This window comes from Paenibacillus sp. JT22N12, assembly GCF_056269365.1.
The window spans coordinates 246861-273384 of the sequence record NZ_JBWDNU010000007.1 but is presented as its reverse complement, the minus strand read 5'-3'; the positions used below and the strand labels follow the sequence as shown (position 1 = coordinate 273384).

Sequence of the window (26524 nt, the reverse complement as noted above, 5' to 3'; positions counted from 1 at the left end):
GCAGCAAAAGGCACTGAAAGTGATCGGACGCATTCAGGCATCGTAAAAAGGGTGATTGAAGATGGCGGTTAAGGAAAGTCCTGCCTTTGAGGAAATAAAGCAGAAAAGCGAGGAATGGAAGGAACTCAGGAACGGCTACTGGCTGCATCACGACTTATTTACGCCACAGTGGTGGTTTTTGCTGGCTGCGCTGATCATACCATGGGTGATCTGGTGGAAGCTGGTCGACCGTTCGCGGTTAAAGCAAATTGTTATTCTGGGCTTGATTACGATTATTGTGGTCGATTGTCTGGATGATATCGGCTCGATGAATATGTACTGGTCATACCCCTATCAGCTGCTTCGTATATCTCCACGGCTGGTTTCCGTCGATTATGGCATGCTGCCTGTCATTCACATGCTCACCTATCAATATTTCAGAAGCTGGAAGCCCTTCATGATCGTCCACCTGATTCTGTCTGCGGTGTTTGCTTTTGTATTTGAACCGATTATGGAAGGGCTGGGCATCTATGAACCGCATCTTTGGAAGCATATCTATTCATTTCCTATTTATTTTGCTCTGGCAATAGCGGTCCGCTGGGTGACGGAAAGAGTTATGTACAGTTCCGCCGCCCGACGGCGCCAGCTGCCCTAAGAATGCGGGCGGAGATAAATCCGATTATCATGGTTTTCCACGGCAACGCGATTCTCGAAGAAGGCGCTGAGAATATCAGCATTCATGACCGACTCCCTCTCGCCGGCTTGAACGACCTGCCCGCGCCGCAGCAGCAGTATATGGCTGAAGAGAGGCAGAATTTCCTCGGTATGGTGAGTGACATAGATCAAGGTCGGCGTGTCCGTACGGGACGCCAGGGCTGTAATCGCCGATAGCAGGCTTTCGCGGGAAAATAAGTCCAGCCCATTGCAGGGCTCGTCAAGGATAAGCAGCTGCGGATTCGCCATCAAGGCGCGGGCGATAAGCAGCTTCTGCTTCTCTCCCTGCGAGCAGGTGCGGTATTCACGGCTCCACAGCTTCGTGCACTGCAAGGCCTCCATGCAGGCATAGGCGTAGCTGATATCTTCCTCAGAGGGACGGTCATACAGCCCGATCGTGGCGTACTTGCCGCTTAGCACAATACGCTCCCCGGAATCGGTGCCGTACAGCTTATCCTGAAGGGAAGAGCTGACCCAGCCGATCGACTGGCGCAATTGGCGGACATCCGTTTCGCCGAGTGTACGGTCCAGCACCTTGATGCTGCCTTTTGTCGGCCAGAGATAGCCGTTAATCATGTTCAGCAGCGTCGTCTTGCCTGATCCGTTGAGGCCAAGCAGCGCCCAGTGCTGCCGGGGCAATACCCTCCAGCTGACCTCATTCAGCAAAAGCCGGTCCTCTCTCTGCCAGCTTACTCCCTGCATATCAATAATCGTTTCCATATTATGAAGGTCCTCATTTCCATTGCAAAGTTTTTAAATCCGCCGGTCCTTGGGCAGAAGGAATGCACATACACCGAGCAGAGGCAGATAAGCGCATAGATGAATGACAAGTGAAACGCTGGTCACATCCATCAGCCAGCCCAGCACAATCGAGCCAAGACCGCCGAGTCCGAAGGCGAGCCCGAAGAACAAGCCGGATACCGTCCCGACCTTGCCGGGAAGCAGTTCCTGCGCATAGACGATGATAACCGAGAAGCCGGACATCAGGATGGCGCCGATAAACAGGCAGAGTACAACGGACCAGAAGGCGTCGGCATAGGGAAGCAGCATGGAGAAGGGCGCAGTGCCGGCAATGGAGAACCAGATCATCCGCTGCCTGCCGAAGCGGTCAGCCAAGGGTCCGCCGAGCAGCGTGCCGACCATGCCAGCGAACTGCAGGGCAAACAAGCATATTTGGGCCTGCTCCAAGGGGAGCTGATAGCGGTCCATGAAATAAAAAGCATAATAACCCGTCATGCTGGCGATATAAACAAACTTGGAGAAAAGCAGCAGGATAAGGATGCCAATGGCGAAGTTAACCGTTCTTCTGCCGAGCTGCTGTGTATTTGGAGCAGCCGTCCTGGGAGCCGCAGTCTTGACGGACCGGGACTGCCTGCCGTACCATCTGCTGACCGCAAGCTGCACGGCAATGCCGATTACGGCGAGAGCGGTAAACCAGAGGAAGCCGGGCTGTCCTTGAGGCGTTATGACAAAAGCGACCATCAAAGGCGCCAGAGCCTGTCCGGTATTGCCGCCAACCTGGAAGACCGACTGCGCTAGTCCTTTGCCCTGGCCTGCCGCCATATGGGCAACTCTGGAGGACTCCGGATGCAGCACGGAGGAGCCGACTCCAATCAGCGCCGAAGAAGCCAGAAGCATCCACAGTTCAGTAGAAAACGCCAGCCCGATCATGCCGAGCAGCGTGAACGCCATGCCTGCGGGCAGAAGGACAGGCATTGGCTTCTTATCTGTATAATAACCGATCAGAGGCTGCAAAATCGATGCCGTGATGCTTAAGCAGAACGCAACCCAGCCGATCTGGGCGAAGCTTAGCTGCATGGATTTCTGAAACAGGGGAAATACGGCCGAGACGACAGATTGCATGGCGTCGTTAAGCAGATGGGCAAGGCTGACGCCGAGCAGGATGTAGAAGGCTGTGCGATTGGGCTTGTTCAGGGAAACGGCTTGCGATACTGTTTGTCCTTTCAATTGCGGCATTGGTTATCATCCCCCTTTTTAATTTCCTTATTTTACAGGAGGGAAGCGGCGGAAGTCGCCGCGAAAAGTGCTATTCGCGGGAGCAATAATTGCTATAATAAGCACAGGTGAAGACAGATGAAAATCATAATTGAAACGCCGCAGCTTGAGCTGTGGCGGATAGAAGAGGCTTTTTCCAATCTGCCGCATGTCCATGAGGACCGGCTCCAGCTGACGATTCCAACCAAGGGAATCTGCTACCTCACACAGGAGAACAAGGATTACGGTATCAGGGACGGCCATGGCCTGCTCCAGTACTCCGCGCAGGAACACAGCTTCCGCATCGGGGAGGATTCCAGCGTGATCGTCATTCAAATACGTAACGACCGGCCCAGTGATTTCTTCCGCGAGCCGGAGGTTGATTTTGCCATGCAGCAGACATTCGATCCTTCTCTTATTATGAAGCAGTTCCAGAGCTGGTCATCGGAGCTGTTCAGGGGCGATCCGGCCGATCCGCTCGCTGTGGACGAGACGGAATCGCGGGTGCTCTCCTTCCTCTATTACAGCTTGAAGGGCAGTCATGCCATTAATGGAGGGAACCCGGTACCCTTCAGCGCGCCGGGGGATGGGCTGACCTCTTCAGACAGGCATATGACCAGAGTGCTGGATTATATACACGCGAGCTATACGGATCGGATCAATATCGACACATTGGCGGCCATCGCGCTCCAGAGCCGGTTTCATTTTATAAGGACATTCAAGGCCTATACCCATAAAACTCCATACCAGTATGTGCTGGGGCTGAGAATGGAGGAGGCCAAGAAGCAGCTTCGCCAAGGGGGCTGCACCATAACCCAGATGAGCGTAAAACTTGGCTTCTCCAGCACCAGCCAGTTTTACCGGGCTTTCCTGAAGGCGGTTGGCGTTACACCGGAGGAATTCCGGACAAGCAGCAGCCGCTGACAGCGGCCGGACAGCAGTTCAGGATGGGTGCATGCTGCGAAGTTGACATCCCGCTCCGGATTGAGCTATGATTAGTCTATCAAATTTAATTGTGCACAAATGAATTTGACAACAAGAGAGGGCAAAGTAAAATGATGAGCCAAAATGAACATGAATATTTGAAGCTGGATAATCAACTATGCTTCTCCCTATACGCTGCCTCCAGAGCGATTTCCCGGATGTACCGCCCGCTGCTTGACGAGCTTGGACTGACCTATCCGCAGTATCTGGTCCTGCTTGTACTGTGGGAACGCAGCCAAAGCACCGTGAAGGAGCTCAGCGAGACGCTTGATCTTGATTCGGGAACGCTGACGCCGATGCTCAAGCGCATGGAAGCTGCGAATCTGGTCGAGCGAAAACGTTCGACGGAGGATGAACGGATCGTTATTGTGCGGATTACCGGGAGCGGGCTTGCCCTGAAGGAGCGGGCGGTGTGTATACCGCAATCACTGTTTGCTTCCAGCAACCTGCCCCTGGAGGAATTGACGGCGCTGAACGGCCAGATCAAGAAATTGATGGCGCAGATTAATGCAGCTATGCCGCAGTCCGGCACAAGATGATTGACGGATAGGCGGGAACAATCAGGCCAGCCAGGCGGAGAAAGGCTATACAATACGGGGGGAGTTCACAATGCTGCATGTTGGAGATCAGGCGCCTGTATTCGAAGCGGAGAGCTCGAAAGGAAAGGTAGCTTTGCAAAACCATTTGGGCAAACAGCCGATCGTACTGATTTTTTACCCGCAGGATGAAACCCCGTTATGCACCAAGCAGCTGTGCGCGGTCCGCGATTCCAGCAAACAGTACGAAGCTGCCAATGCGCTCGTTCTGGGGGTTAATCCTGGATCGCTGGAGCATCACAAGCGTTTTGCGATGAAGAACAATTATGATTTTCCGCTGGTTACGGACACGGACAGCCGGATCAAGGACAGCTATGACGTCAAGAAAGGGATTCTCGGGATCATCGGACAGCCGCAGCAGCGCGTTGTATATGTGATCGGGAAGTCCGGCAGGATCATTTATGCCAGGAAAGGCAACCGTCCGACGGAAGAAATTCTGGCAGCCATCGGCTCCGCTGAATGATATGTAGGAATGAGAGATTGTCATGATGCGCAGCAGGTGACCGTTTCTCCGCCGCGGAGAAGCGGTTTTTATTTCCGGTCAGGGGAGAGAAAATGGCGGCTTTTCCTTGATTCAACATGATTGGAAAAATAAATTGGGCAATAATGTGTCTAAACATTTGCTTTATAGAAATGGCTGTGCTATTATAAGGTTACTCGTAAACAAAGAACCTGCATTCACTCATTGAAAAGGGTTGGCATTTGTGAGAATGATTCCTTTTTCAATGTGTGAATTTTTTATTTGCTTCTCTGAATAAAAAGGTACATGTTAATTTATTTTTGGAGGTTTTACCTATGCAAACAGGAACAGTTAAATGGTTTAACGCAGAAAAAGGCTTTGGTTTTATCGAGGTTGAAGGCGGCAACGACGTATTCGTACACTTTAGTGCAATCGTTGGCGACGGTTTCAAATCCCTTGACGAAGGCCAACGCGTTGAGTTCAACGTTGTTCAAGGCAACCGTGGACCACAAGCCGAAAACGTTGTAAAACTGTAGTCTTAACAAGCTGCAAGGTAAAGACTGCCCTTAACATGAGTTGAGGGCGGTTTTTTTCTATCAAAGGAGGGAATCATCTTGTACAACAGGAAAAAACCGTTAGAGGATATCCCTGAAGAAAATACAGTCATCTGGTCCTGCCCGAAAGACGATTGCAAAAGCTGGATGCGTGATAATTTCGCTTTCGAGTATGTACCGACCTGTCATGTCTGTCATACCCCTATGGTAAAAAGCATGAGAATGCTGCCGGCGCTGAACAATTCGAATGGCGATCTCAAAGCCTTGAAAAAGGGTGTACAAATATAAGAACCGCCCCTGAGCACTGCGGGGCGTTTTTTTTATTGTGCATTTAAGCTTGTCGAAGCTTCGCAAGTAGCGCATGATCCGTCGTTCATGTTAAGATGAAGGAACAAATGTTCCTATGACGGACAATGAGGAGTCGCTATGACGGACATCGTCCAACTATCGGTCAGATCACTCGTAGAGTATGTATTTTGCAGCGGAAGTATTGAGTCCGGTTTTCGTTCGGTCAGCTCGCTTACGGATGGGACGAAGGCCCATCAGAAGGTTCAGAAGCAGTATGGGGAGCTTGACCGGAAGGAAGTCTATCTATCAACGGAGATCGCCTATAGGGATCTTCTGTTTGTCATTGACGGAAGATGCGACGGGCTGCTTGCCGGAACTGCGGATACGGTTGCTGGCAGCCAAGGACTTACGATCGACGAGATCAAGTCGACTGCGGGGGATCTGGACTCTATTGATGAGCAGTCCTACCCCGTTCACTGGGCACAGGCCAAATGCTACGCCTATATGGTTGCGAAGGAGCAGGAGCTGGGCAGCATCGGGGTTCAGCTTACCTATGTACAGATAGCTTCGGAAGAGCAGAAGCGTTTTGCGGCGGAGCTGTCTTTTCAGGAGCTTGAGCTGTTCATGCTTGAGCTGGTGCAGGGCTATTATCCCTTTGCGGAGCAGAAGCGGAGGCATAGCGGGCTGCGGGATACCAGCATTAAAGCGCTGCAATTTCCGTTCCCGGTGTACCGGGCGGGTCAGCGGAAGCTTGCGGGTTCGGTCTATCAGAGCATTGCGGATGGACGGAAGCTGTTTGCCAAGGCTCCAACGGGGATCGGGAAGACGATCTCCACGATATTTCCTGCTGTGAAAGCGATCGGGGAAGGGCTGCTGCAGCGGATGATGTATCTGACTGCCAAGACGATTACCCGTACTGCGGCGGAAGAGGCTTATGCCATGCTGGAAGCCAGAGGGCTCCATATGCATGTGGTGACGCTTACCGCCAAGGATAAGGTCTGCTTCCAGGATGAAATGAACTGCACCAGGGAGCATTGTCCGTATGCAGTCGGATATTATGACCGGGTGAACGAGGCGATGATCGATATGCTCTCTCAGGAGACGCTGCTGACGCGCAGTACGATTGAACAGTACGCCCGCAAGCATACGGTGTGCCCGTTCGAGTTCTCGCTGGATGCGGCTTACGCGGCAGATGCCGTCATCTGCGATTATAATTATGTATTCGATCCGCGCGTCCAGCTGAAGCGTCTGATGGAAGAGCATAAACGTTCGACCGTCCTGCTCATTGACGAAGCGCATAATCTGGTGGACCGGGCCCGCGAGATGTACTCCAGCGAGTTGAAGAAGTCGGACTTTCTGGCGATTCAGCGGGAATATAAAGGCAGGCATGCCGAGCTTCAGCGTGCCGCCAAAGCGGTCAATGATTTTTTTATCGCGCTTCGTAAAGAGGTCGGCGACAGCGGGGTAGAAGTGAATTCGGAGCTGCCGGGACAGCTGCTGGAGCTGCTGGAGATTTTTGTGGAGCATGCGCAGAGGGAGCTGCTTGCAGCCGGCGGCCGCGAAGCGGGGCAGCTGCTGAATCTTTATTATGCGGCACAAGGCTTTATCCGCATTGGCAAGCTGTATGATGAACGATATGTGACTTATGTGGAAAGCGTGCGCAATGAATTGCAAATCAAGCTGTTTTGCCTGGACCCGTCCTATCTGTTGAAACAGAATGGGAAGGGCTTCCGCTGCCATATTCTCTTCTCTGCCACGCTGTCGCCGCTCAGTTATTATATCGACATGCTCGGCGGCGATGCGGAAACGGATTATTCCGTCGTTGTGCCCACTCCCTTCTCCAGCGAGCAGCTTGAGGTGTATATGGAGCCGCTGTCGACCCGTTACCGGGACCGCGGGCATACGAGGGAATCCATTGCGGTGCTGATCGGTAAGCTTACGGCCAAACGGACGGGCAATTATCTCGTTTTCTTCCCGTCTTACGCTTACATGAATGATATTTATGAGCTGTTCAAGACGCAGTTTACATCGACAACGATGATACAGGGAGCCGGCATGACGGAGAATGAACGGGAAGCCTTTCTTGCGGCCTTCGATGCGGATAACCCGGAATCCCTTATTGCTTTTGCAGTCATGGGCGGTATATTCTCTGAAGGCATCGATCTGGTAGGCGACCGGCTGACGGGGGTTGTGGTGGTGGGGGTCGGGCTTCCGCAGGTGGGCCTGGAGCGCAATATTATCAAGGATTATTTTGATGGGCAGGGCAAGGACGGCTTCGAGTATGCCTATGTCTTTCCGGGTATGAACAAGGTTCTGCAGGCCGGCGGACGCTTGATCCGGTCGGAGCAGGACAGAGGCACGCTGCTGTTGATTGATGACCGTTATTTTCAGCCCCGATACCAGCGTTTGCTGCCCCAGGAATGGAAGACCGCGGATGGCGGCGCTCCAATGATTTCCGATCAATACGGCGATAGGGATGACAGCGGCAGGGAGAGCTTCACGAGGCAAGAATAGAATCAGCCAAGGAGGTTATCCTTTAACCGGATGCCTCCTTGGCTGATTAGAAGGGCTGGCATGAAATTATGCCGAACCGAATATTTTGACGCCGCGCGGCTCGTCGCCGCGGTCATCGGGCTCCAGCGTAATGCCAATCGTATCGAATGCGAGGGTATTGGATGCAATGGGCATGGAGAGTACGCCCATTCCCTGGTCGGCGACCCGGAATGTCCCTGCGCTGCGGCGCTGCCCGTCCTTAACCAGCCATACCTGGTACGCTTCCTTGCTGTCCGTTTGCGGCGCGCCGAATACATAGACAACAAACTGCCTGGTCTTTCCGTTATCCACGATGCAAGCAACCCCGAACGAATCGGCAGCTTCTGCGGTTGGCTGCAGCGGTATGATCTGCTTGATTTGAGCGGCAGAAACCGACAAGGCTTGCTCGATAGAGGGAATCGCCTCCGTTCTGTCACGATACAGCTGCACATTCCAGATCGTGCCGATAATGACAAGGGCAGCCAGTGCAGAAGCAGCAATCGTATAGAAGGGCCGTCTGCTTCTTACCCGTCTTCCGGGAGTGGAACGCTGCTCCTGCATATCCGCCGCCCTTGCGGCATCCATGACCTGCTGCTTTAAATCTTCGGGTGGTTCCATATGCTCCATATCGGCAGGAAGCGCCTCCCATACGAATCGTAGTTCTTCAAGCTCGATCTGACAGGCTTCGCAGTCGGGAAGATGACGCTCGAAGGCTGATTTCTCATCGCCGGACAGCAGGCCGGAGATATAGTCCAGACATAAATCGCAATGCTGCGGCGGCCGCTCATCCCGCATCATATTCCCTCCCTTCCCGCAAGCAGATGTCTGCGTAATATTTTTAACGTCTGATGAAGCCTGTTTTTGACCGTGCCAAGCGGCTGATTGTAGAGGAGAGCCAGCTCGTTCAAGCTGTAGCCCTGCCAGTAGAAATGCTCCAGCAGCATAATTTGCTGCTTGGACAAGTGGCAGTAGGCATCGCGTATTTCCTCTTTCAACGATTCCCGCTCCACGCGGTCTTCAGGCGAAGCTGTATAGGTATCGGGAATTTGCTCCAGCTCCTCCGGCAGAAAAGAGGCAAGCCCCGCATTCTCCCGGCGCTTCCGGCGCAGCCAATCTGTCGTAATGTTGCGCGTTATGGTGAGCAGCCAGCTGGTAAAGCGGCCTTTGCCCGGATCATATTCCGATTCGGTGGTCCACAGCCGCATAAAGACGGATTGGACAATATCTCTGGCCGCCGGCTCATCCCGCAGGGCTTTCCAGGCAAAGGAATAGATCAATGCCGAATAGCGGTCATACAGGACAGAAAGTGCCGAATGCCGTTTGTGCTTGATCAGCAGCATCAGTTCGTAATCGGAAAGATTCTGCATTACGGAAGTCCTCCGGGACAAGGAATAATGTTGATGCCGACAAATGTAAGAAGAAACGGCTGCGCCCTTAAAAGCGGCGAGCGCGTTTCTTCTCTTTGGACCTTATCGCTATCAATGCGTTACAGGTTAAAAGCAAGCTGCTACTCCGTTACAACGATTGTACCCTTCATGGCCGGATGTGGCGAGCAGTAATAAGAAAATTCACCTTTCTCGTCGAAAGTGACCTCTTTGCCTTCATCCTGACCCAGCAGATCGGTATCGAAGGAATCGTCATCGGCTACTGCGCTGTGCCGGATTTCATCCCTGTTGACGAACTTGACGATGTCTCCGGCTTTGATCTCCAGCTTGCTTGGAGTAAAAGCGAAGTTTACGATTTCCACTACATGAACAGTGCCAGCCTTGTCATCCGCGCTTGCAGGACTGCCTGCGCTTTCCATGTCGGTTTTGGTTGGTGCAGCCGGTTTGTTCTCTTCCGGCTTGGCGGCTTTGTTCCCGGCCGACGCGTCCTCCTGTTTCGGTGACTCCGCTTTTGGCGTCTCCGGTTTGGGGGAATTGGCTTTCGGTGTCTCCGGCTTTACGGTCTCCTGTTTCGGGGATTCCGTTTTGGCGGGATCCGGTTTCGTTGTCTCAGAGCTGCCGGCATCGCTGCCTTTAACCACCTGCTGCGATTCGGCGTCCCCGCTTGCGGAATCACCCTGAGCCGTATTCTTCGGGCTGTTATCGCCTTCCGCCGGACCATTGTCATCATCGGCAGCAGGCTCACCTTGGACAGCGGAGCCGCTGCTGCCCGGGCTGCCTGCCCCCGCGCCAGCGTCCGCCTGTCCGCCGGAATCATCGGCGGGCTGCGCATCGGTCTGGTTTTCATCTGCTGGCGGCGCAGAGTCGTTCTGATTCGTTGACTCTGCCGAATTCCCTGCAGCATTTCCCGTGTTGCCTGCCATCTCGCCGTTCATTCCGCCTGCCATCTCGTCAGCTGTCATATTGGAATGGTTCTCTGCAGGTTCACCATTCCCGTTTCCGCTGCTGCATGCTGCCAGCAGCAGCACGCACAGCAGAGCACAGAGGGACAAGGCGGTTCGAAAATGAAGAATTTTCATTGGCTGTCCACTCATTTCACGATGATCTGGCCGGTCATGAATGCTTTATGCGGCTCACAGAAGTAATCATAGGTTCCCGGCTTATCCAGATTAATCGTGTAGGTGTCTCCTTTGGCAAGCAAAGGCGTGGCAAAGCTGCCGTCAACGGCAACCGCGTTATGCTTCATGTCGTCGAAGTTGGTGAAGATGATGGAGGAGCCGGCTTCCACGGTAAGCGGTCCGGTGCCGAATGAATACTCCTTGATATCGACATGATAGGTTTTGGCCTGAGCAGCTGGAGTCGTATCAGGCGTCGTTGTTCCCGCGAATTTGGCCGGGTCAATCACGAACCATACATTGCTGACATTCTGCCCCTTGGTATCGCCATGAGCCTTATCCTGAATGAAATAATAGAGCGGATAGCCCTTGTAAGTGGACTGCTTGCTGCCGTCCGTACGGGTTATTGTGCCAAGCTCGGCACTCGAGACGCCGGTAGGAGCGCTTTTTCCGGAAGCGTTGTAAGCCGGCCAATTGGCCAGGCAGGTTCCTTCGCAGGCGCTTTTTCCCTTCGTATCCTTGTCAAAATAATACAGGGTGCGGCCTTGATCGTCCGTCAGGTAATTACCGAGCGCGGAGGAGGTGCCGAGCATAACCGAGTAGTCCGCTTTGGCAGTGAACCATACGCCGCCGACGCCTTCGCCAAGCACATCGCCCGGGGCTGCATCTTTGGCAAAATAATAGAGCGGCCAGCCTTTGTAAGCGGTTTGTTTGGTGCCGTCCTCGCGTGTGAGCGTTGTGAAATCAGCTGCGTTCAGCGAAGCGGGAATCTGTAGCTGGTCCGCATAGTAAATGGGCCATGACTTCAGGCAATCGCCCTGGCAGGAGTTGACGTTCTCGGCATCCTTGGTGAAGAAATACAGCGTCATGCCTGCTTTGTCGGTGAGATACGCACCCAGTTTGTCATTCTGCCCAAGACCGATTTGCGTGCCCTGCGGAAGCGTCGCGGATGCCGGGAGAACGCCAGCCTCTTTCAGCATATCGAATAAGGAGTGGCCATGTGCGGTAGGCGCACCCAAAGCTTCAACGAGCGCTGTTGCGATATGTGCATTCGTGAGCGAAGCCATGCCGGCAATTTGCTGAAGTCCCTTGGACTTGGCGAAGGTTTCAGTTTCGGCATAAGTATAGTCAGTCCCGGATGGATAGCCCATCACTTCAAGCAGTACCTTGTACAGCTGCTGGGAGCTGATGATGGCCGAAGGATCAAACAAGCCTCCTCCTGTGCCGGACCAGCCCAGCTCGGGATGATTTTTCAGATACGCCAGTACGGGCTTATTGGCTTTGCCCACCAGATTCGCATCGGTAAAGCTGCTCGTGCCGGTGTAGGAAAGGGCCTCTTCCAGCTTTCCTTGCAGACGGAGCGAAATAATGGCGGCTTGCAGACGTGTCGATGTTTTGCCCAAATAAGCTGCGCTCACGCCATCTCCATCGCCAAGCAGCAGACCCAGCTGTGCGGCTGTGTCCGCATCAGAGGCTGCGCCTCCGGCCGCTGAAGCGCCGAGTGCAGGCAGCAGCAGTGCTGCAAATAATGATAATACAATAAATAATGACCCAAACCTGGCTTTCCCCATTAGAATGCCTCCTCTTATTATCACTTTCATAAGAAGCTAACGAACGGCAGAGACAAACGGTTTGAGTTTTTTTGCCATTCTTGCGAAAAAATATTTCGGGCAATAGGAGAAACGGCGCTGCCGTTCATCGGCAGCGCAGCAAGTTTCTACATCTCAGAAATATCGGAGAAGGGTCAAGGCAAATTTTATATTTCTTGAGCGGCGGGAAGGCTGTCGATGAAAGCCCGCAGTGCGCTGCTGATAAAGGAGTCCCTGCGTGTGATGAAGGTTGTTTCGGATTGGCGCAGGGAGACCGGAAATTCATGTATGCGGACGGTGCCTTCCGCCTCATGCTTCTGAACGACGCTCCGCGGCATCAGGGATATGCCGAGTCCGGCGGAGACGCCGCCAATAATCGCCTCAAGCGTGCCGAATTCCATAATAACGGACCGATGAAGACCGCTTGTCCGCATCCACTGCTCCAATACATCCCTGTAGGAGCAGCCCGTGCTGAATACAAGTATGGGCTTCTTCGCCGCCTCTGACAGGTCGGGCACCGCAGCAGCGGATACGATAACAAGCTCCTCGGTGAAGGCGGGAGCGCCCTGGAGCTCGGGATGATCGCACGGGCAGCCGATGAAGGCTCCGTCCAGCTCATAATGGAGTACTTTGTCCATCAGAAACTGCGAATTTCCGGTTGTGAGCGACAAGAGAACTTTGGGGTAATGGCTGTAATAAGAAGCAAGCAGCGCGGGCATCCGGACTGCCGCTGCTGTCTGGGTTGATCCGATCATAAGCGGACCGTTCGGCTCATCGGAAGAGGAGAAGACCATGGCGGCCTCATCCAGGAGGCCGACGACTCTGTCTGCATAGCCAAGCAGCGTTCTGCCGCCGGATGTAAGGCTCATCCCCCTGTTGTGACGGAAGAACAGCACGGTGCCAAGCTCGGATTCCAGCTGCTGGACGCGTGCGGTGACATTCGATTGAACATAGCCAAGCCGGGCGGCCGCTTTCGTAATCGACCCTTCCCGGGCAACCATTTGAAATACGCGCAAATCGGAACTCTCCATGAATCCACACCTCCATCTATTTGAAGTATTAACACATGTACAGTTCTGGTATCTCTAATAATGATAATTAATATCTTATATAATCATTTTACATGAAACCATGCCTCCCCTACAATATAAACATTCTCATCATAGATTAAGGGAGAGCTGTCCTATGAATAAATATCTCTATATTAGCCTGGTGCTGCTGACAACAATATTAATGGGGCTGGCATTTCCAATCAGTAAAATCGGACTTACTTATGCGCCCCCGTTCTTTCTCATGGGGGCCCGCTTCATCATTGCCGGGAGCCTGTTGGCGGTTATCGTTGCCCGGAGGCCCCGCCCCCGGGGCAGCCAATGGTGGAAAGCCGCAGTACTCGGACTTTTTCAATCTGCGGGAGTTATGGGCTGCGCATCCTACAGCATGCACTGGATCACATCCGGTGAATCCTCCATCATAACCTGTACCAATCCGCTGCTTGTTATCGTACTCGGCACCCTGTTCACCGGGGCCGTCTACCGCGGCCGCCAATGGCTGGGAGTAGCGGTTGGCTTCGTCGGCGTTGCCTTTACTTTCGGCTTTCATATCGGCCTTCAGCCCGGTACTCTGATCAGCTTTGCGGGAGCCGTCTTTTTTGCCGTATCGACCCTGCTCATCAAACGGTGGGGGCCGGCGTTCGATATGACAGTGCTTGCCGCCTATCAAATGCTTGCCGGCGGAGTCATACTTCTCCTGCTCAGTGTCATTACGGGTCATCCTTATTTCATCATTAACAGCACCTCTGTCACCGTACTAATGATACTGGCGATCCTGTGCTCGATTATTCAGTTCTCGGTATGGTTCTATCTGCTGCGCAGCGGCGATCCTGCCAAGACGAGCGCCTTTCTTTTTCTTGTGCCGCTCTTTGGCGTAATCTTCAGCTGGCTGATGCTGGACGAAAGGGTGCAGTGGTATGTCGGAGTGGGGGGAGCGTTCATATGCTTAGGAATTTTTCTGGTGAATTGGGACAGCAGGAAACGCGCTGAAATCGTTATTCCGAAGGAGCTGCCGCAGCAAGGCTGAGGCGCAGAATCCGCTGATGTTTTGCCTGGAGAAAGCCTGTTTCAGACGCCGGGAAGCGGCGCAGTCGGCACTGCTTGCCCGCTGCGCCGCTTCTCGCTTCTTCTTTGCAACTTGCGCTATAATAGGAGCAGCAGTTATAAGGGGATGAGCGAGAAGAATGGGGCACCAGCAGCAAGCCATGCGGAATGTTGGCATATTCGCCCATGTTGATGCGGGGAAAACAACAACAACGGAACAAATGCTGTTTCTGAGCGGACATATGCGCTCGCTGGGCAGCGTCGATTCGGGAACCTCCCAGACGGATTGGCTCGACGTTGAGCGGGAGCGGGGCATATCGGTAAGAGCGGCGGTAACCCGCATGATGTGGAATGAGACGCCGGTCAATCTGGTGGATACGCCGGGACATGTCGATTTTCTCTCCGAGGTGGAGCGCTCCCTGCGCGTCATGGATGGAGCCGTGCTTATAATTTCGGCGGTTGAAGGCGTTCAGGCCCAGACCGAGGTGATCTGGCAGGCACTCCGCGAGCTGTCGATTCCAACCTTGATCTATATAAACAAAATGGACCGTGTCGGGGCTGATGCTCTGGCTGTATTGAAGCAGATCGGCAGACTGCTCTCACATGGCGTTGTTCCCGTTCAGGCGCCGGAGGGTGCGGAAGGGGATTTTGCAGGTTCACTGGATTTGCTGGCAGAGGACGGATCTGTTCAGGCCGATTGGATATCGCCCTATCGGGATATGATGGTGGAGGCGATTGTGGAACAGGATGAGGAGCTGACGTTCAGCTATCTGGAGGACGGCGATCTGCCTGCTGCCAGGCTGCTGCCAGTCCTGGAGGAAGGGATTCGCCGTTCGGAGCTGTTTCCTGTCTTGTTCGGGGCGTCGAACAGGGGAATCGGCGTGAAGGAGCTGATGGATGCGGTGGTTCGGTTTCTGCCGCCCCCGGAAGGTTCCGAGGATGCTCCTGTGTCCGGTGTTGTGTTCAAAATGGAGAAGGACCCGGCGATGGGCAAGATTGCGTATGTCAGACTTTATGACGGTACCATCCGCAATCGCGACACGCTGTCCAACTTTACCCGCGATATCCAGGATAAAGTGACGCAAATCCGCCGGGTGCACGGACAGAAAACAGAGGATATCGGCCTGCTTAAGGCCGGCGATATTGCGGCGGTATACGGCCTGAACCGGGCCCGGATCGGAGATATTCTGGGATCGCCGGACCGCGTGCCGGGAGAGAAGCGGCTTGCCGTCCCGCTGCTCACTGTGCAGGTGCAGTGGCGCAACGAGGCGGAATATCCCGCCATCGTTGCCGCATTCGGTGAGCTGGCAGATGAGGACCCGCTGCTGGATCTCCAGTGGCTGCAGGATGAGCGGGAGCTGCACCTGAAGGTTATGGGGCCTATTCAGATGGAGGTGCTGTCGCATTTGATGCAAAGCCGCTTCGGGCTCAATGTGACCTTCGGAGCTCCTTCCGTTATCTATAAGGAAACTCCCGCAGCTTCAGGAGAAGGATTCATTGCCTATTTGTCGCCAAAGCCCTGCTGGGCGATTCTGCGGTTTCTTATTGAACCTGCGGAGCGGGGCAGCGGCCTTGCGTATTCTTCCCTGGTAAGGGGGGAGCAGCTGCTGGACAGCTACCAGAATGAAGTGGCGCGGCGCGTGCCGGAGGCGCTCTCCCAAGGCATGCTCGGCTGGGAAGTAACGGATCTTCGCGTGACTCTGCTGGAAGGGGAGCATCATGTCTGGCATACGCATCCGCTTGATTTTGTTATTGCCACGCCTATGGGAATTATGAATGGACTGGCGAATGTCGGCACGAAGCTGCTGGAGCCGATGCTGAAGTTCCGCTTGTCCATACCGGAGGAATACGGCGGCAAGCTGCTCGGCGAGCTGGTTGTCATGCGGGGCGAATTCGACGCGCCGGTGGTCCGTCAGGAGCGCATGGAGATCGAAGGCCTGCTGCCGGTGGCGACCACGCTGGATTTCCCCGCGAGGCTCGGTTCGCTCACAAGAGGCAGAGGAACGCTGTCAACCTTCTTCCACGGCTATCGGGACTGTCCGCCGGACGTTCATGTGGAACGGGTGCGCAGAGGAGTCAACCCGCTGGATCAGCCCAAATATATATTGGCGGCACGTAATGCATTAACTCAAAATTAATTAAAACGATCTCACACAGATGGGCAGGACTCTATATGCAGGAATTAAGCATCATCGACAATAAACAGCGCATGGAAGAGGCTGCTTCCTTTATTCGCACCTGCTACAGCGAGCTTGGCAAATCCGGGCAGGAAGCGGAGCAGCGGCTCGCAGAGATCGAGCAATCAATCAAGGACAGCGGAAGCTACGAGCATACGGAGGAAGAACTTTGCCACGGGGCTAAAATGGCCTGGCGCAACAGCAACCGCTGCATTGGCCGTTTCTTCTGGGATTCGCTGGCCATTCAGGACGCCCGCAAAGCGCAGACGGAAGAGGATGCCGCAGCGGCCTTGCTGGATCATATCGAACATGCCACCAATGGAGGCAAAATACGTCCGGTTATTACAGTATTCGCACCCGAGACGGCAGAGAACGGCTCGGGAATCCGGATTCACAACCACCAGTTGATCCGCTACGCGGGATATGAAACGAGCACCGGCATTGTTGGCGATCCGGCATCTGTATCCTTCACGTCCATGTGTAAGGAGCTGGGCTGGCGGGGGGCGGGCACGCCGTTTGATGTGCTGCCGCTTGTCATTCAAATCGGCGGACAGGCTCCCCGATGGTTCGCCATTCCGGAACATCTGGTCATGCAGGTGCCAATCGTGCATCCGGATCTGGAGGCTGTGGCGGAGCTTGGGCTGCAGTGGTATGCAGTGCCGATCGTTTCGGACATGGTGCTGGAAATCGGCGGGATCAGATATATGGCGGCTCCCTTCAATGGCTGGTATATGGGAACGGAGATTGGCGCGCGCAATCTGGCTGATGATTTCCGCTATAACATGCTGCCGAAGGTTGCAGCCAAGATGGGGCTGGACACAAGCAGGGATTCTACGCTGTGGAAGGACCGGGCGCTTGTAGAGCTCAATGTGGCCGTCCTGCATTCGTTCAAGCTCAAAAGGGTAACCATTGTGGACCATCATACGGCGAGCAAGCAGTTCGGGCTCTTCGTCGAGAAGGAGACGCGCAGCGGGCGGGCAGTCACCGGCAGATGGTCCTGGCTGATTCCGCCGCTTTCCCCGGCCACGACTGCCATCTTCCACAACCGTTATGACGATGCGGTAGTAAAGCCGAATTTCTTCTATCGGGAAGACAGGGCAACGTAAGCGGGGCTGCTAGCCGATTTGGACAAATCCTATGAAAAATGCGCCGAAAGGCGCATTTTTTTGCCAATTAAAGCTAAAATTCTACATCAATTGTTAAGATATTAAGTATTTTGTCCCATTTTTTATGTTATAATTACTGACATAAAAAATAGATATGCAGAGGGTTGGGGATGCCTATGTTCGACTGGCTTGGATGGCGCAAGGGACTTCCTTTATGGTGGTCTTATCGGTTGAATGCCGATCTGAAAGAGGATGTGGAGGACAGCTTTGAGGGCATTGCGGACACCAGGATGAACCTGCTGCAGGCATGGACGGCAGAGTATTGGGATCATCTGGACCGCTTGTCCGGCCAGCTGTCCGCATTAAGACAGGGGGCTTCCATTCTCAGCGCAGACAATCAGACAATATGGGAGCGTTTATTCACAGGCACTCATACCCGGGCATCGGATTTCTCGGAAATTTATCTATTGAATGCGGCAGGCAAAGTGGTGTTCTCAACCTGCGAGAGTCACATTGGCCAGCAATACGGCAAAGAAGATCCCATCGCGGACGGAATCAGCTATTCACGTGAAACGAAGGAAGGCCGCAAATGCCTGTTCGGACCTTATGCAGATCCGTGGACGTTGAAAATCGGCCCCAGTTCCTCATCCTTTCACGACAAAATGACGCTGCTCTTCATTACGCCGATTATGGAAGAGGGAGTCTGGTGCGGTGCCGTGTGCGGCCGTGTCCCCAACGATGTCATCGGCGATCTTATTCAACGGGAATCCGGCCACGTGTATCCGGATTCCGGCGATAATTATATCTTTATGGCGAAGCCCGGGTTAAGCAGCCATATCGCCCCCGGCACAGCGCTCTCCCGCAGCCGGTTCGAAGACCGGACCTTCACGCACGGGGAGAATCTGAAGGACGGGGTGACTACAGACTGGGGCATCGTATCGGTTAAGGAGCATACGGAGCTGGAGATCATGTTTACCGACCCGGCCACCGGTCAGCTTCATCCGGGTGTAGCGAATACGATCCGCAACGGCAGCAATCTATTCGTTGCGTTTCCCGGATATTCCGATTACCGCCACATTTCCGTTATTGGAAAAGGGGTTACCTTCCAGCTGCCGCATTGTCCCGATCTGTGGGGCATGATGTGCGAGGGCGACCTGGAGGAGGTATACCGCATCCGCAGTATCAAATGGACGCAGTTCAAGCATCTGCTGGGCTGGATAACGCTGCTGGGCGTGTTTGGCGCGCTGCTGGCCTATCTGCTGGCCGGTCATGTCGGAAGATTGGCAGAGGCGCTGCTGATCGGGGTCTTCAACCTGCTGCTGGGTCTTGTAATGATGGTTTCGCTGAACCGCAAGGTCAGCAACCGGGTTGTCCGCCAGATGCGGAGACTGAACCGTTTTATCCGGGTTAATGCGGAGGGCAAGGGAGATCTTACCCAGCGGCTGGACACCGGCTCATTCGATAATAATGAAATGCGCGAGCTGTCCAAGTGGGTTAATAATATGATCGATTCCCTGGAGGGCATCATGCTGCAGGTGAAGCTGGCTTCAACCGATGTGCTGACAAGCCAGCGGCTGCTGAGTGATTCTACAGTTGTGACGGCGGGAACAACAGAGCGGGTAAGCGGCAAAGTCAGCGACATGATCAAGAGCATCCGCAGCCAGTTGAAGGATATCGATATTGCCAAGAGCGTGGCTGACGAGATGCGTGTAACCTTGCGGGTGCTGGAGAACAAAGCTTCCGAGCAGATTGGCGTCGCCCAGGGAGAGCTGGTGCGGATCGGAGACAAGATGGTGCAAATCTCCGATAAGGTGGCGCACACCAATCTTACGATCGAAGCGTTCATGCAGACGACGGATGAAATCCGCAACGTGCTGAATGTCATCGAGGAAATCTCGGCGCAGACGCATCTGCTCGCACTTAACGCCTCGATCGAGGCGGCGCGCGTTGGCGAGCAGGGCCGCGGATTTGCAGTTGTAGCCGCGGAAATCAAGAAGCTGGCCGATCTGACCCGGAAATCCACCGAGGAAGTCCATGAAATCGTGCATAACATCTATCGCAACGCGCAGGAAGCAACGACAACCATGGCGGAAGGAACGCGGGTGGTCAGTGAAGGCAACGAGCTTGTTGCGGCGGCTTCGGAAATCCTGAGAAACGCGGGCGCGGATGAGTCGTTGAAGACGCAAATTATTGATGAGGTCGTAGTCCTGATGGAGAAAATCGCCACGGTCAGCAAAGATAACCGCCTCATCTCCAAGGAAGTGGAAAGCAATGTCCAGGAGCTTCAAACGGACTTCATGAATGTCCGCCATACTTCCAGTCACGTGGAGGCGATAACCGCCTTTCTGCAGCAGCTGGTCGGGCAGTTCCAGCTAACCGAGAAGCGCAGAAGATAGAGATGCTGCCGTCGGACTGACGGCACTCACAACACCCTTCAAGAATCACAAGCGGCATAACTGGTGCCGCCAGTGATTCGGGAGGGTGTTTTTTTTGCTTTCCGGTGAATTTCTTCATTGAATGTCGCTTTGCCCGGTTGCTGCCAGTATCTGATTATTCGGTCCTGATTATGGCAACTATAAAGGCAGGACAACATGATGACAGATCTGAGGACGGAAGATATGAACAAGGCCTGGAACGAATCCAATGACAAACTCACGGCGAGTCTTGAAGAGAACCGGACCCGACTGGTGCACATGTATCAGGATTGCTGCGATATTATTTTTCTGGAGTGTCCGTTCACCCCGGAATACAGGGGATTTTTTGTTTATTTTGACGGCCTTGCCAATGAAGAACGGCTGAATGAAATTCGGGATACGTTAACCGTGCCGAGAATCGGGGAAGCCGGCGCCGCTGAGGTGGAGCTTGTGGTCCGGGAAAAGCTGGATTACCTGCCCTGCCACAAGATTCATACGTTCAAGCAGCTGGCCGACGAGATCACGGTTGGAAATGTCATACTGCTTGTGGACGGCTTGGCACAAGGCCATACATTCATGCTGGCCGACTGGAGAAAAAGAGCGATTGACGAACCGATTGCCGAATCCGTTGTCAGAGGACCACGGGAAGGCTTTACGGAGGCCATTAATGATAATATGGCCATGCTCCGGCGTAAAGTCAGATCGCCAGAGTTGAAAATGAAGCTGCGTGAGCTGGGGCTTTATACCAAAACGAGGGTGGCCCTGGCCTATGTCGATGGCCTGGTCGAACCCGGATTAATTGAGGAAGTGGAGAAACGCCTTACTCGAATTGAAGTGGACGGCATATTCGAGAGCGGCAACATTGAAGAATATATTGAAGATCAGCCATACTCGCCCTTTCCGCAAATTATCTCGACCGAACGGCCGGACACGGCTGCCGCCGGTTTATTGGAGGGCCGTTTTGTCATTCTGACCGATGGCACACCCTTCGCGCTCATGGCTCCCATTGGCTTAATCTCCATGCTGCAGTCGCCGGAGGACTACTATCAGCGGTATATGATTTCCACGGCGATCCGCTGGCTGCGTTATATATTTATGTTCGTGGCGATGCTGGCTCCATCGGTTTATGTGGCTATTCTCACCTATCATCAGGAAATGATTCCAACCTCCCTGATGCTGAACGTGGCAGAATCCAGAGAGGAGATTCCTTTTCCGGCACTTGTTGAAGCCTTTATTATGGAAATTATGTTCGAGGCGCTTCGCGAGGCCGGCGTCCGACTGCCGAAACAGGTAGGTTCGGCTGTCAGTATCGTTGGCGCGCTCGTCATCGGACAGGCGGCAACATCTGCGGGACTTGTCTCTTCACCCATGGTCATGGTCGTTGCCATAACCGGTATTGCCTCCTTTATGCTGCCCCAGTACACCCTGGGTATCACCGTACGCATGCTGCGGTTTCCGATTATGCTGTTAGCGGGCTTCCTGGGGCTGCTTGGCGTCTTGCTGGGATTGATCGCAATCGCCATACATTTGTGCTCTCTGCGTTCCTTCGGCGTTCCGTATCTCTCTCCGATTGCCCCCCTAATGGAAGGGGAATTGAAAGATATTCTGGCAAGAGCCCCTGCCTGGAGCCCTTCCCGAAGGCCGCGGTTGACCGGATTTGGCGGCGGCATCCGCCGGCCAAGCGGTCTTCGTCCCACTGCTCCCAGGAAAGAGGGGGAGTGAGAGGCCGATGAAGAGAAGAACGATCCGGCAGATTGCACGAATCCTCGTTCTGTCCTTCTTCGTTCCTCTGCTGTCCGGCTGCTGGGACCGAAGGGAAATCAATGATTTGGCTATCGTGCTGGCCGCAGGTGTTGATGAAGGGGAGAAAGGGGAGGTTGAACTTACGGTGCAGATTTATGTTCCTTCGGGCAAGGAAGGCACCAGCTCCTCAGATGGTACAGTAGATGTGAACAGGACGAAGGGGCAAACAACGGTCAGTACGGCCAAAGGCAGTTCGCTTGCCGATGCAATGTCCCATACTCAGGAGCGGCTCTCCCGTAAACTGTTCTGGGGGCATAGCGATGTGTTTGTTTTCGGGAGAAAACGGGCGCAGACCGGCATTAAGGATGATCTGGATTTCATTCTCCGGTTTGGCCAAATGCGCGAGAGGGCCGACGTATATGTAACAGGGGGAAAAGCGATCGACATTATGAAGATACTTCCACGGCTTGAGCGAAGCTCCATGGAGGCGCTTCGCGAGCTGTCTAAATTGGAGGTAAGCACGGAGATTGATCTCAAAACCATCATCCAGAACATGATAGAAAACCCGGAACAAACGTTTTTTCTTCCCTACGTGCAAGCAGGAAGTAAAATATCGGATGAGCATCATCTGCATAAGACAGACACGTCCTATTTTAATGGCGTTGGTATTTTCAAGCAGGGGGTGATGGTAGGTCATGTGGATGATGACCTTACCCGCGGGGTATTCTGGATGACCGACCGCATTAAATCTTCAGTCATCACCCTGACTCCGGAGGACTCGGAAGGAACAGTATCGGTTAATTTGATAAGCACCTCAACGACCTTCCATCCCCATATTGACCGCAACGGCAAATGGCAGATGGTCGTGTCCATCGTAGGGATGGCGGATGTTGTAGAAAATACGACAAAGCTTGACCTGATGAAGCCTGGCAACATTAAGCTGATCAATCAGGGGGCAAATGACCTCATCCGGGACAGAATTGAGCGGGCGCTCAAACAGATCCAGATGAACATGAAGGCAGACATATTCGGCATCGGAGAATCCTTCAGGAGGCATTATCCCAAGCAGTGGAAGCAGGCCAAGATGAAGTGGGATGAGCTTTTTCCACAGGTGGACATTAATGCGAATGTAAAGATCCGTATTATTCACATGGGAATTGTTAGTCCCAATATCAGCACGCTTAATCCCGGGGAGGAGAAATGATATGTTTGTCGTCATGGTCTTGATATATTGGATTATCTGCGGGTTCATCTATGGCCTGGACCGAAAATCGCTGTTGGCGGGAAAACGCGAGACCATCGTTTATTGTGTGATTGGAGCTCTGGGGCTGCTGCTGTCGATCGGCCTTCTGATTAATAGCAGGCTGCCCGGGCCTACCCAGTGGATAACGGCCATTTACAAACCGGTCTCCAGGCTGCTGGAGCCCCGATAAATGGAGGGGACATATGGACCGAGGTAAAATTTCTGCCCTGCAGGCAGCCATACTGTTGTATCAGGCGGTGGCAGCCTCAAGTGTATTGTTGATGCCGGCCATCACAACGCGGCTAACCGGCCGGGATATGTGGATCACTCCGATCATAAGCTCGCTGGTAGGTTATTTAATGATCTGGATTGCGGTTCGCCTTTACCGCCTATCGCCCGACGGGTCCTTCGCCGGCTTGATAGAGTGGGTGCTGGGCAAGACGCTGGGCAAAGTCTGCGGCATTCTGTTTGTTTGTTTTCAGATGCATATCTTGTCCATCGTTATCCGCGATTACGGGGACTTTATTGTCAGTAATTTTTTTGTGAAAACACCGCTGATTGTGGTTAGTGGAAGCATGATCATCCTTTGCATATGGGTGCTCAAAGCGGGAGTTGAAGTGTTGGCCAGATGCACACAGCTGTTTGCTCCGTTCATCTTATTCTTCCTGCTGCTGGCGCTTCTTCTCTCCATCCCGGGCTTCGAGGCCTACAATATCCTTCCTGTATTTGAGAATGGCCTGACGCCGATTTTGAAAAGCTCTCTTGTGGTGGATGGCTGGTACTGCCAGTTCCTGTTGATTTTATATTTCCTGCCTCAGGTCAAGGATGACAAGAAAGTCATGAAATGGGGATTTCTGTCCGTAACGGCAATGGGGCTGACCATGTGCGTCACGAATCTCGCGGTTCTGATGCTCCAAGGAGACTCCACCGCCATCTACAACTATTCTGTTTTTGTAGCAGCTCGTTACATCAGCTTGTCGGATTTTCTCGAGCATGTGGAAGTCATGGTGCTGCTGGTATGGGTATTCGGAGCCTTTATTAAAATCAGCGTCTTTTTTTATGCCGCCACCCTCAGTATGGCAGAGACGCTTGGGTTGAAAAACCACGGGGTTATTGCGGCTCCTATGGGCCTGCTCGCGCTGATCATGTCTTTCTGGTCCTTGCCGGATTTCCAGACACTGGCGCGATTCGTTTCTACTGCGGGCACTTTTTATATTTTAACAGGCTTTCTTGTTTTTCCTGTCCTGATCTATTTGGCGGCGCTGCTACGGAAACGGATCAATTGAAGAGAGCGGCGGTGCCCGGAGCATCAGGCAGGGCACGGCAAGTTTCGGTACATGCGGGCAGTGGTAATGTGGTACGATAGGGGAAGCCGGTTTCCGAACGAATCGTAACGGAAGGTTTAATGATAAAATGAGGTGGATGTATTGGCAGGTTTTGAGGAGTTAGGTATTGCGAAGGAGCGGGCTGCCGCTCTGCACATGGGTGGCATTCAGGAAGCAACCCCGATTCAGGAAGGGGCGATTCCCGTTATTTTGAGCGGGAGCGATGTCATTTGCCAGGCGCAGACGGGAACAGGCAAGACGCTTGCTTTTTTGCTGCCTATGCTGGAGAAGATCAAACCGGATAAGGACGAGCTGCAGGGGCTGATTTTGACACCGACCCGCGAGCTTGCGCTGCAAATTACGAACGAGCTCAAGCGGTGGCTCGCTTCCAAGGCGGAGTTCAGCGTGCTGGCTGTTTACGGCGGGCAGGATGTGGAAGCACAGATGCGGAAGCTCAAGCGTGCCGTCCACATGATCGTGGCGACGCCGGGCAGACTGCTTGATCATATACGCCGCGGGACGATTTCGCTGTCTTCGGTCAAAATGTTCGTGCTCGATGAAGCGGATCAAATGCTGCATTTGGGCTTTCTGAACGAGGTTGAGGAAATTATGACCAAGCTGCCTTACCGGAAGCAGACGATGCTGTTCTCGGCTACGATGCCGGGCAGTGTGCGGACCTTGGCTGCCCGGATCATGCTGGATCCCAAGGATATTACCGTCAAGGCCCCGAAGGTGACGGTCAAAGGGATTCGCCAGCTGGTGGTTGAGACCTCCGACCGCGGCAAACAGGCGGCGCTGGTGCGTCTGATCGAGGAGCAGCGCCCGTATCTGGGCGTGATTTTCTGCCGGACGAAGCGCCGGGCGAAAGCGCTCAACGAAGCGCTGCAGGAGCTTGGCTATGTCAGTGACGAGCTGCATGGAGACCTGTCTCAGGCCAAGCGCGAGCAGGTCATGAAGCGTTTTCGCGATGCGAAGCTCCAGCTTCTGGTGGCGACGGATGTGGCTGCCCGCGGGCTTGATGTGGAAGGGGTAACGCATGTATTCAATTATGATGTTCCCCAGGACGTAGACAGTTATATTCACCGGATTGGCAGAACGGCGAGGGCGGGCGGCGAAGGCCTGGCCATTACGCTTGTGGTGCCGAGCGAAAGGCCGGAGATGGCAGCGATCGAGCAGGGCATCAATCAAAAGCTGGAGCGCGAGCGGGGAAGCGCAAGCGGCGTATCGCTGCATGGGGACTCCGCCGAAGTGCGTCCTGACCGCCAAGGCGCGGGCAGATCCGGCGTGCGCCGCAATGACCGGGATAGCAGAGAGCGCAAGCCGGTCTCAAGAGGCCGTTCCGGCGGCAGGCAGACCGCACCAGTCCGTGCGGATTCACGCGGACGCGGGCGCTCGGGCGGACGCGGCGCGGACTCTGCTGGCGAGACATTCGAGTGGGGCGCAGGACGCGCCGCTGGAGCAGGGCGCAGTGCCGGGAGGCCGGCTGCAGCGGGACGCAGCGCAGGCGGCAGCCGGGCGGGCGTGGTACGCAGCGGCGAAGGCCGCGAAGCGTACGGGTCTGGCGCAGCGCGCGGGAGCGAAGCGCGGGCGGCTGGCGGCCGGCGCAGCGGCGAAGGCCGCGAAGCGTACGGGTCTGGCGCGGCGCGCGGGAGCGAAACGCGGGCGGCTGGCGGCCGGCGCAGCGGCGAAGGCCGCGAAGCGTACGGGTCTGACGCGGCGCGCGGGAGCGAAGCGCGGGCGGCTGGTGGCCGGCGCAGCGGCGGAGGCCGCGAAGCGTACGGGTCTGGCGCGGCACGCGGGAGCGAAGCGCGGGCGGCTGGTGGCCGGCGCAGCGGCGAAGGCCGCGAAGCGTATGGGTCTGACGCGGCGCGCGGAAGCGAAGCGCGGGCGGCTGGTGGCCGGCGCAGCGGCGAAGGCCGCGAAGCGGGCGGGGCTGAAGCCGCACGCAGCAGCGAGTTTACTCCGCGCGCGGGGGCTCCCCAGTTTCCGCGCCTGCGGCAGCAGCCGGAGGCTGCGCAGCGAAGCGATTCAAGGGGCCGCTCCAAAGCGGGCGGGCCTTCCGGCCGCGGCGGAAAATCCTCGCCGTCCGGAGGCAATCGCCGAAGTGGCAATGCCAATGCACCTGGCTCGGGGAAGCCGAACCGCAACAAGTCACGATAACGATAAAGGGAAACAAGGCAGCGGATCTTCCGCTGCCTTGTTTCCAATGTGAGCTCTATATGGAAATTAAAC

General features: G+C 54.5%; 23 protein-coding genes. 16 read left to right on the top strand and 7 right to left on the bottom strand.

Features of this window, described 5'->3' with window-relative positions:
* The first annotated feature begins 61 nt into the window (after window positions 1-61).
* Window positions 62-634, top strand: coding sequence for a CBO0543 family protein (locus AC0YOA_RS24585; protein ID WP_475788875.1), 573 nt, complete (start codon window positions 62-64; stop codon window positions 632-634).
* On the opposite strand, the gene AC0YOA_RS24580 is transcribed toward AC0YOA_RS24585, so the two are convergent.
* Both AC0YOA_RS24580 and AC0YOA_RS24575 read right to left on the bottom strand, forming a co-directional pair.
* Window positions 631-1413, bottom strand: a complete 783-nt coding sequence (locus AC0YOA_RS24580) for an ABC transporter ATP-binding protein (protein WP_475788874.1) — start codon at window positions 1411-1413, stop codon at window positions 631-633. The two genes, AC0YOA_RS24585 and AC0YOA_RS24580, sit on opposite strands and share 4 nt — an antisense overlap.
* Before the next feature lie 33 nt (window positions 1414-1446).
* Entirely contained in the window at window positions 1447-2670 is a 1224-nt protein-coding gene (locus AC0YOA_RS24575) for an MFS transporter (RefSeq protein ID WP_475788873.1), read from the bottom strand.
* 117 nt (window positions 2671-2787) lie between these two features.
* On the opposite strand from AC0YOA_RS24575, the gene AC0YOA_RS24570 reads away from it, so the two are divergent.
* From AC0YOA_RS24570 to AC0YOA_RS24545, 6 genes are all read left to right on the top strand, one after another.
* Window positions 2788-3612 carry a helix-turn-helix domain-containing protein gene (locus AC0YOA_RS24570; protein ID WP_210039137.1) on the top strand — a complete coding sequence of 275 codons (825 nt, stop codon included), beginning with the start codon at window positions 2788-2790 and terminating at the stop codon, window positions 3610-3612.
* A gap of 131 nt (window positions 3613-3743) precedes the next feature.
* Window positions 3744-4211, top strand: a complete 468-nt coding sequence (locus AC0YOA_RS24565) for a MarR family winged helix-turn-helix transcriptional regulator (protein WP_475788872.1) — start codon at window positions 3744-3746, stop codon at window positions 4209-4211.
* 70 nt (window positions 4212-4281) lie between these two features.
* Window positions 4282-4731 carry a peroxiredoxin gene (locus tag AC0YOA_RS24560; protein WP_475788871.1) on the top strand — a complete coding sequence of 150 codons (450 nt, stop codon included), beginning with the start codon at window positions 4282-4284 and terminating at the stop codon, window positions 4729-4731.
* Between the two features lie 332 nt (window positions 4732-5063).
* Window positions 5064-5264, top strand: coding sequence for a cold-shock protein (locus AC0YOA_RS24555; RefSeq protein WP_040951936.1), 201 nt, complete (start codon window positions 5064-5066; stop codon window positions 5262-5264).
* Window positions 5265-5342: 78 nt separating this feature from the next.
* Complete coding sequence (locus tag AC0YOA_RS24550) at window positions 5343-5570, top strand: cold-shock protein (protein WP_210039135.1); 228 nt, start codon at window positions 5343-5345, stop codon at window positions 5568-5570.
* Window positions 5571-5708: 138 nt separating this feature from the next.
* On the top strand, window positions 5709-8084 hold the full coding sequence (locus AC0YOA_RS24545) for an ATP-dependent DNA helicase (RefSeq protein WP_475788870.1): 2376 nt from the start codon (window positions 5709-5711) through the stop codon (window positions 8082-8084).
* A gap of 66 nt (window positions 8085-8150) precedes the next feature.
* On the opposite strand, the gene AC0YOA_RS24540 is transcribed toward AC0YOA_RS24545, so the two are convergent.
* From AC0YOA_RS24540 to AC0YOA_RS24520, 5 genes are all read right to left on the bottom strand, one after another.
* Window positions 8151-8900: an anti-sigma factor gene (locus AC0YOA_RS24540; RefSeq protein WP_475788869.1), complete on the bottom strand. Its 750-nt coding sequence runs from the start codon at window positions 8898-8900 to the stop codon at window positions 8151-8153.
* Window positions 8897-9469, bottom strand: coding sequence for an RNA polymerase sigma factor (locus tag AC0YOA_RS24535; protein ID WP_475788868.1), 573 nt, complete (start codon window positions 9467-9469; stop codon window positions 8897-8899). The genes AC0YOA_RS24540 and AC0YOA_RS24535 overlap by 4 nt, the downstream gene beginning before the upstream one ends.
* Window positions 9470-9609: 140 nt before the next feature.
* A complete protein-coding gene (locus tag AC0YOA_RS24530; protein WP_475788867.1) occupies window positions 9610-10566 on the bottom strand; it encodes a cupredoxin domain-containing protein in 957 nt (318 codons plus the stop codon).
* Window positions 10567-10577: 11 nt separating this feature from the next.
* Window positions 10578-12173, bottom strand: a complete 1596-nt coding sequence (locus AC0YOA_RS24525) for a plastocyanin/azurin family copper-binding protein (RefSeq protein ID WP_475788866.1) — start codon at window positions 12171-12173, stop codon at window positions 10578-10580.
* A 185-nt stretch (window positions 12174-12358) separates the two neighbouring features.
* Window positions 12359-13222 (bottom strand): LysR family transcriptional regulator, encoded by an 864-nt coding sequence (locus tag AC0YOA_RS24520; RefSeq protein ID WP_475788865.1) that lies wholly within the window; start codon window positions 13220-13222, stop codon window positions 12359-12361.
* Between the two features lie 154 nt (window positions 13223-13376).
* On the opposite strand from AC0YOA_RS24520, the gene AC0YOA_RS24515 reads away from it, so the two are divergent.
* From AC0YOA_RS24515 to AC0YOA_RS24475, 9 genes are all read left to right on the top strand, one after another.
* Complete coding sequence (locus AC0YOA_RS24515; protein WP_475788864.1) at window positions 13377-14267, top strand: DMT family transporter; 891 nt, start codon at window positions 13377-13379, stop codon at window positions 14265-14267.
* A 157-nt stretch (window positions 14268-14424) separates the two neighbouring features.
* On the top strand, window positions 14425-16422 hold the full coding sequence (locus AC0YOA_RS24510; protein ID WP_475788863.1) for a GTP-binding protein: 1998 nt from the start codon (window positions 14425-14427) through the stop codon (window positions 16420-16422).
* Between the two features lie 35 nt (window positions 16423-16457).
* A complete protein-coding gene (locus AC0YOA_RS24505; protein WP_475788862.1) occupies window positions 16458-17567 on the top strand; it encodes a nitric oxide synthase oxygenase in 1110 nt (369 codons plus the stop codon).
* A gap of 176 nt (window positions 17568-17743) precedes the next feature.
* Window positions 17744-19963: a methyl-accepting chemotaxis protein gene (locus AC0YOA_RS24500; RefSeq protein WP_475788861.1), complete on the top strand. Its 2220-nt coding sequence runs from the start codon at window positions 17744-17746 to the stop codon at window positions 19961-19963.
* A gap of 195 nt (window positions 19964-20158) precedes the next feature.
* Window positions 20159-21703, top strand: coding sequence for a spore germination protein (locus AC0YOA_RS24495; protein ID WP_475788860.1), 1545 nt, complete (start codon window positions 20159-20161; stop codon window positions 21701-21703).
* A gap of 7 nt (window positions 21704-21710) precedes the next feature.
* Window positions 21711-22928: a Ger(x)C family spore germination protein gene (locus tag AC0YOA_RS24490; protein WP_475788859.1), complete on the top strand. Its 1218-nt coding sequence runs from the start codon at window positions 21711-21713 to the stop codon at window positions 22926-22928.
* Window position 22929: 1 nt separating this feature from the next.
* A complete protein-coding gene (locus tag AC0YOA_RS24485) occupies window positions 22930-23157 on the top strand; it encodes a hypothetical protein (RefSeq protein ID WP_475788858.1) in 228 nt (75 codons plus the stop codon).
* Between the two features lie 13 nt (window positions 23158-23170).
* Window positions 23171-24253 (top strand): GerAB/ArcD/ProY family transporter, encoded by a 1083-nt coding sequence (locus AC0YOA_RS24480; protein ID WP_475788857.1) that lies wholly within the window; start codon window positions 23171-23173, stop codon window positions 24251-24253.
* Between the two features lie 132 nt (window positions 24254-24385).
* Window positions 24386-26452 (top strand): DEAD/DEAH box helicase, encoded by a 2067-nt coding sequence (locus AC0YOA_RS24475; RefSeq protein WP_475788856.1) that lies wholly within the window; start codon window positions 24386-24388, stop codon window positions 26450-26452.
* The last annotated feature ends 72 nt before the right edge of the window (window positions 26453-26524 follow it).

Excerpts from the sequence above, each read along its gene's own strand:
- AC0YOA_RS24585 (WP_475788875.1), top strand. The coding sequence starts at position 62 with ATGGCGGTTAAGGAAAGTCCTGCCTTTGAGGAAATAAAGCAGAAAAGC.
- AC0YOA_RS24580 (WP_475788874.1), bottom strand. The coding sequence starts at position 1,413 with ATGGAAACGATTATTGATATGCAGGGAGTAAGCTGGCAGAGAGAGGAC.
- AC0YOA_RS24575 (WP_475788873.1), bottom strand. The coding sequence starts at position 2,670 with ATGCCGCAATTGAAAGGACAAACAGTATCGCAAGCCGTTTCCCTGAAC.
- AC0YOA_RS24570 (WP_210039137.1), top strand. The coding sequence starts at position 2,788 with ATGAAAATCATAATTGAAACGCCGCAGCTTGAGCTGTGGCGGATAGAA.
- AC0YOA_RS24565 (WP_475788872.1), top strand. The coding sequence starts at position 3,744 with ATGATGAGCCAAAATGAACATGAATATTTGAAGCTGGATAATCAACTA.
- AC0YOA_RS24560 (WP_475788871.1), top strand. The coding sequence starts at position 4,282 with ATGCTGCATGTTGGAGATCAGGCGCCTGTATTCGAAGCGGAGAGCTCG.
- AC0YOA_RS24555 (WP_040951936.1), top strand. The coding sequence starts at position 5,064 with ATGCAAACAGGAACAGTTAAATGGTTTAACGCAGAAAAAGGCTTTGGT.
- AC0YOA_RS24545 (WP_475788870.1), top strand. The coding sequence starts at position 5,709 with ATGACGGACATCGTCCAACTATCGGTCAGATCACTCGTAGAGTATGTA.
- AC0YOA_RS24540 (WP_475788869.1), bottom strand. The coding sequence starts at position 8,900 with ATGATGCGGGATGAGCGGCCGCCGCAGCATTGCGATTTATGTCTGGAC.
- AC0YOA_RS24535 (WP_475788868.1), bottom strand. The coding sequence starts at position 9,469 with ATGCAGAATCTTTCCGATTACGAACTGATGCTGCTGATCAAGCACAAA.
- AC0YOA_RS24530 (WP_475788867.1), bottom strand. The coding sequence starts at position 10,566 with ATGAAAATTCTTCATTTTCGAACCGCCTTGTCCCTCTGTGCTCTGCTG.
- AC0YOA_RS24525 (WP_475788866.1), bottom strand. The coding sequence starts at position 12,173 with ATGGGGAAAGCCAGGTTTGGGTCATTATTTATTGTATTATCATTATTT.
- AC0YOA_RS24520 (WP_475788865.1), bottom strand. The coding sequence starts at position 13,222 with ATGGAGAGTTCCGATTTGCGCGTATTTCAAATGGTTGCCCGGGAAGGG.
- AC0YOA_RS24515 (WP_475788864.1), top strand. The coding sequence starts at position 13,377 with ATGAATAAATATCTCTATATTAGCCTGGTGCTGCTGACAACAATATTA.
- AC0YOA_RS24510 (WP_475788863.1), top strand. The coding sequence starts at position 14,425 with ATGGGGCACCAGCAGCAAGCCATGCGGAATGTTGGCATATTCGCCCAT.
- AC0YOA_RS24505 (WP_475788862.1), top strand. The coding sequence starts at position 16,458 with ATGCAGGAATTAAGCATCATCGACAATAAACAGCGCATGGAAGAGGCT.
- AC0YOA_RS24500 (WP_475788861.1), top strand. The coding sequence starts at position 17,744 with ATGTTCGACTGGCTTGGATGGCGCAAGGGACTTCCTTTATGGTGGTCT.
- AC0YOA_RS24495 (WP_475788860.1), top strand. The coding sequence starts at position 20,159 with ATGATGACAGATCTGAGGACGGAAGATATGAACAAGGCCTGGAACGAA.
- AC0YOA_RS24490 (WP_475788859.1), top strand. The coding sequence starts at position 21,711 with ATGAAGAGAAGAACGATCCGGCAGATTGCACGAATCCTCGTTCTGTCC.
- AC0YOA_RS24485 (WP_475788858.1), top strand. The coding sequence starts at position 22,930 with ATGTTTGTCGTCATGGTCTTGATATATTGGATTATCTGCGGGTTCATC.
- AC0YOA_RS24480 (WP_475788857.1), top strand. The coding sequence starts at position 23,171 with ATGGACCGAGGTAAAATTTCTGCCCTGCAGGCAGCCATACTGTTGTAT.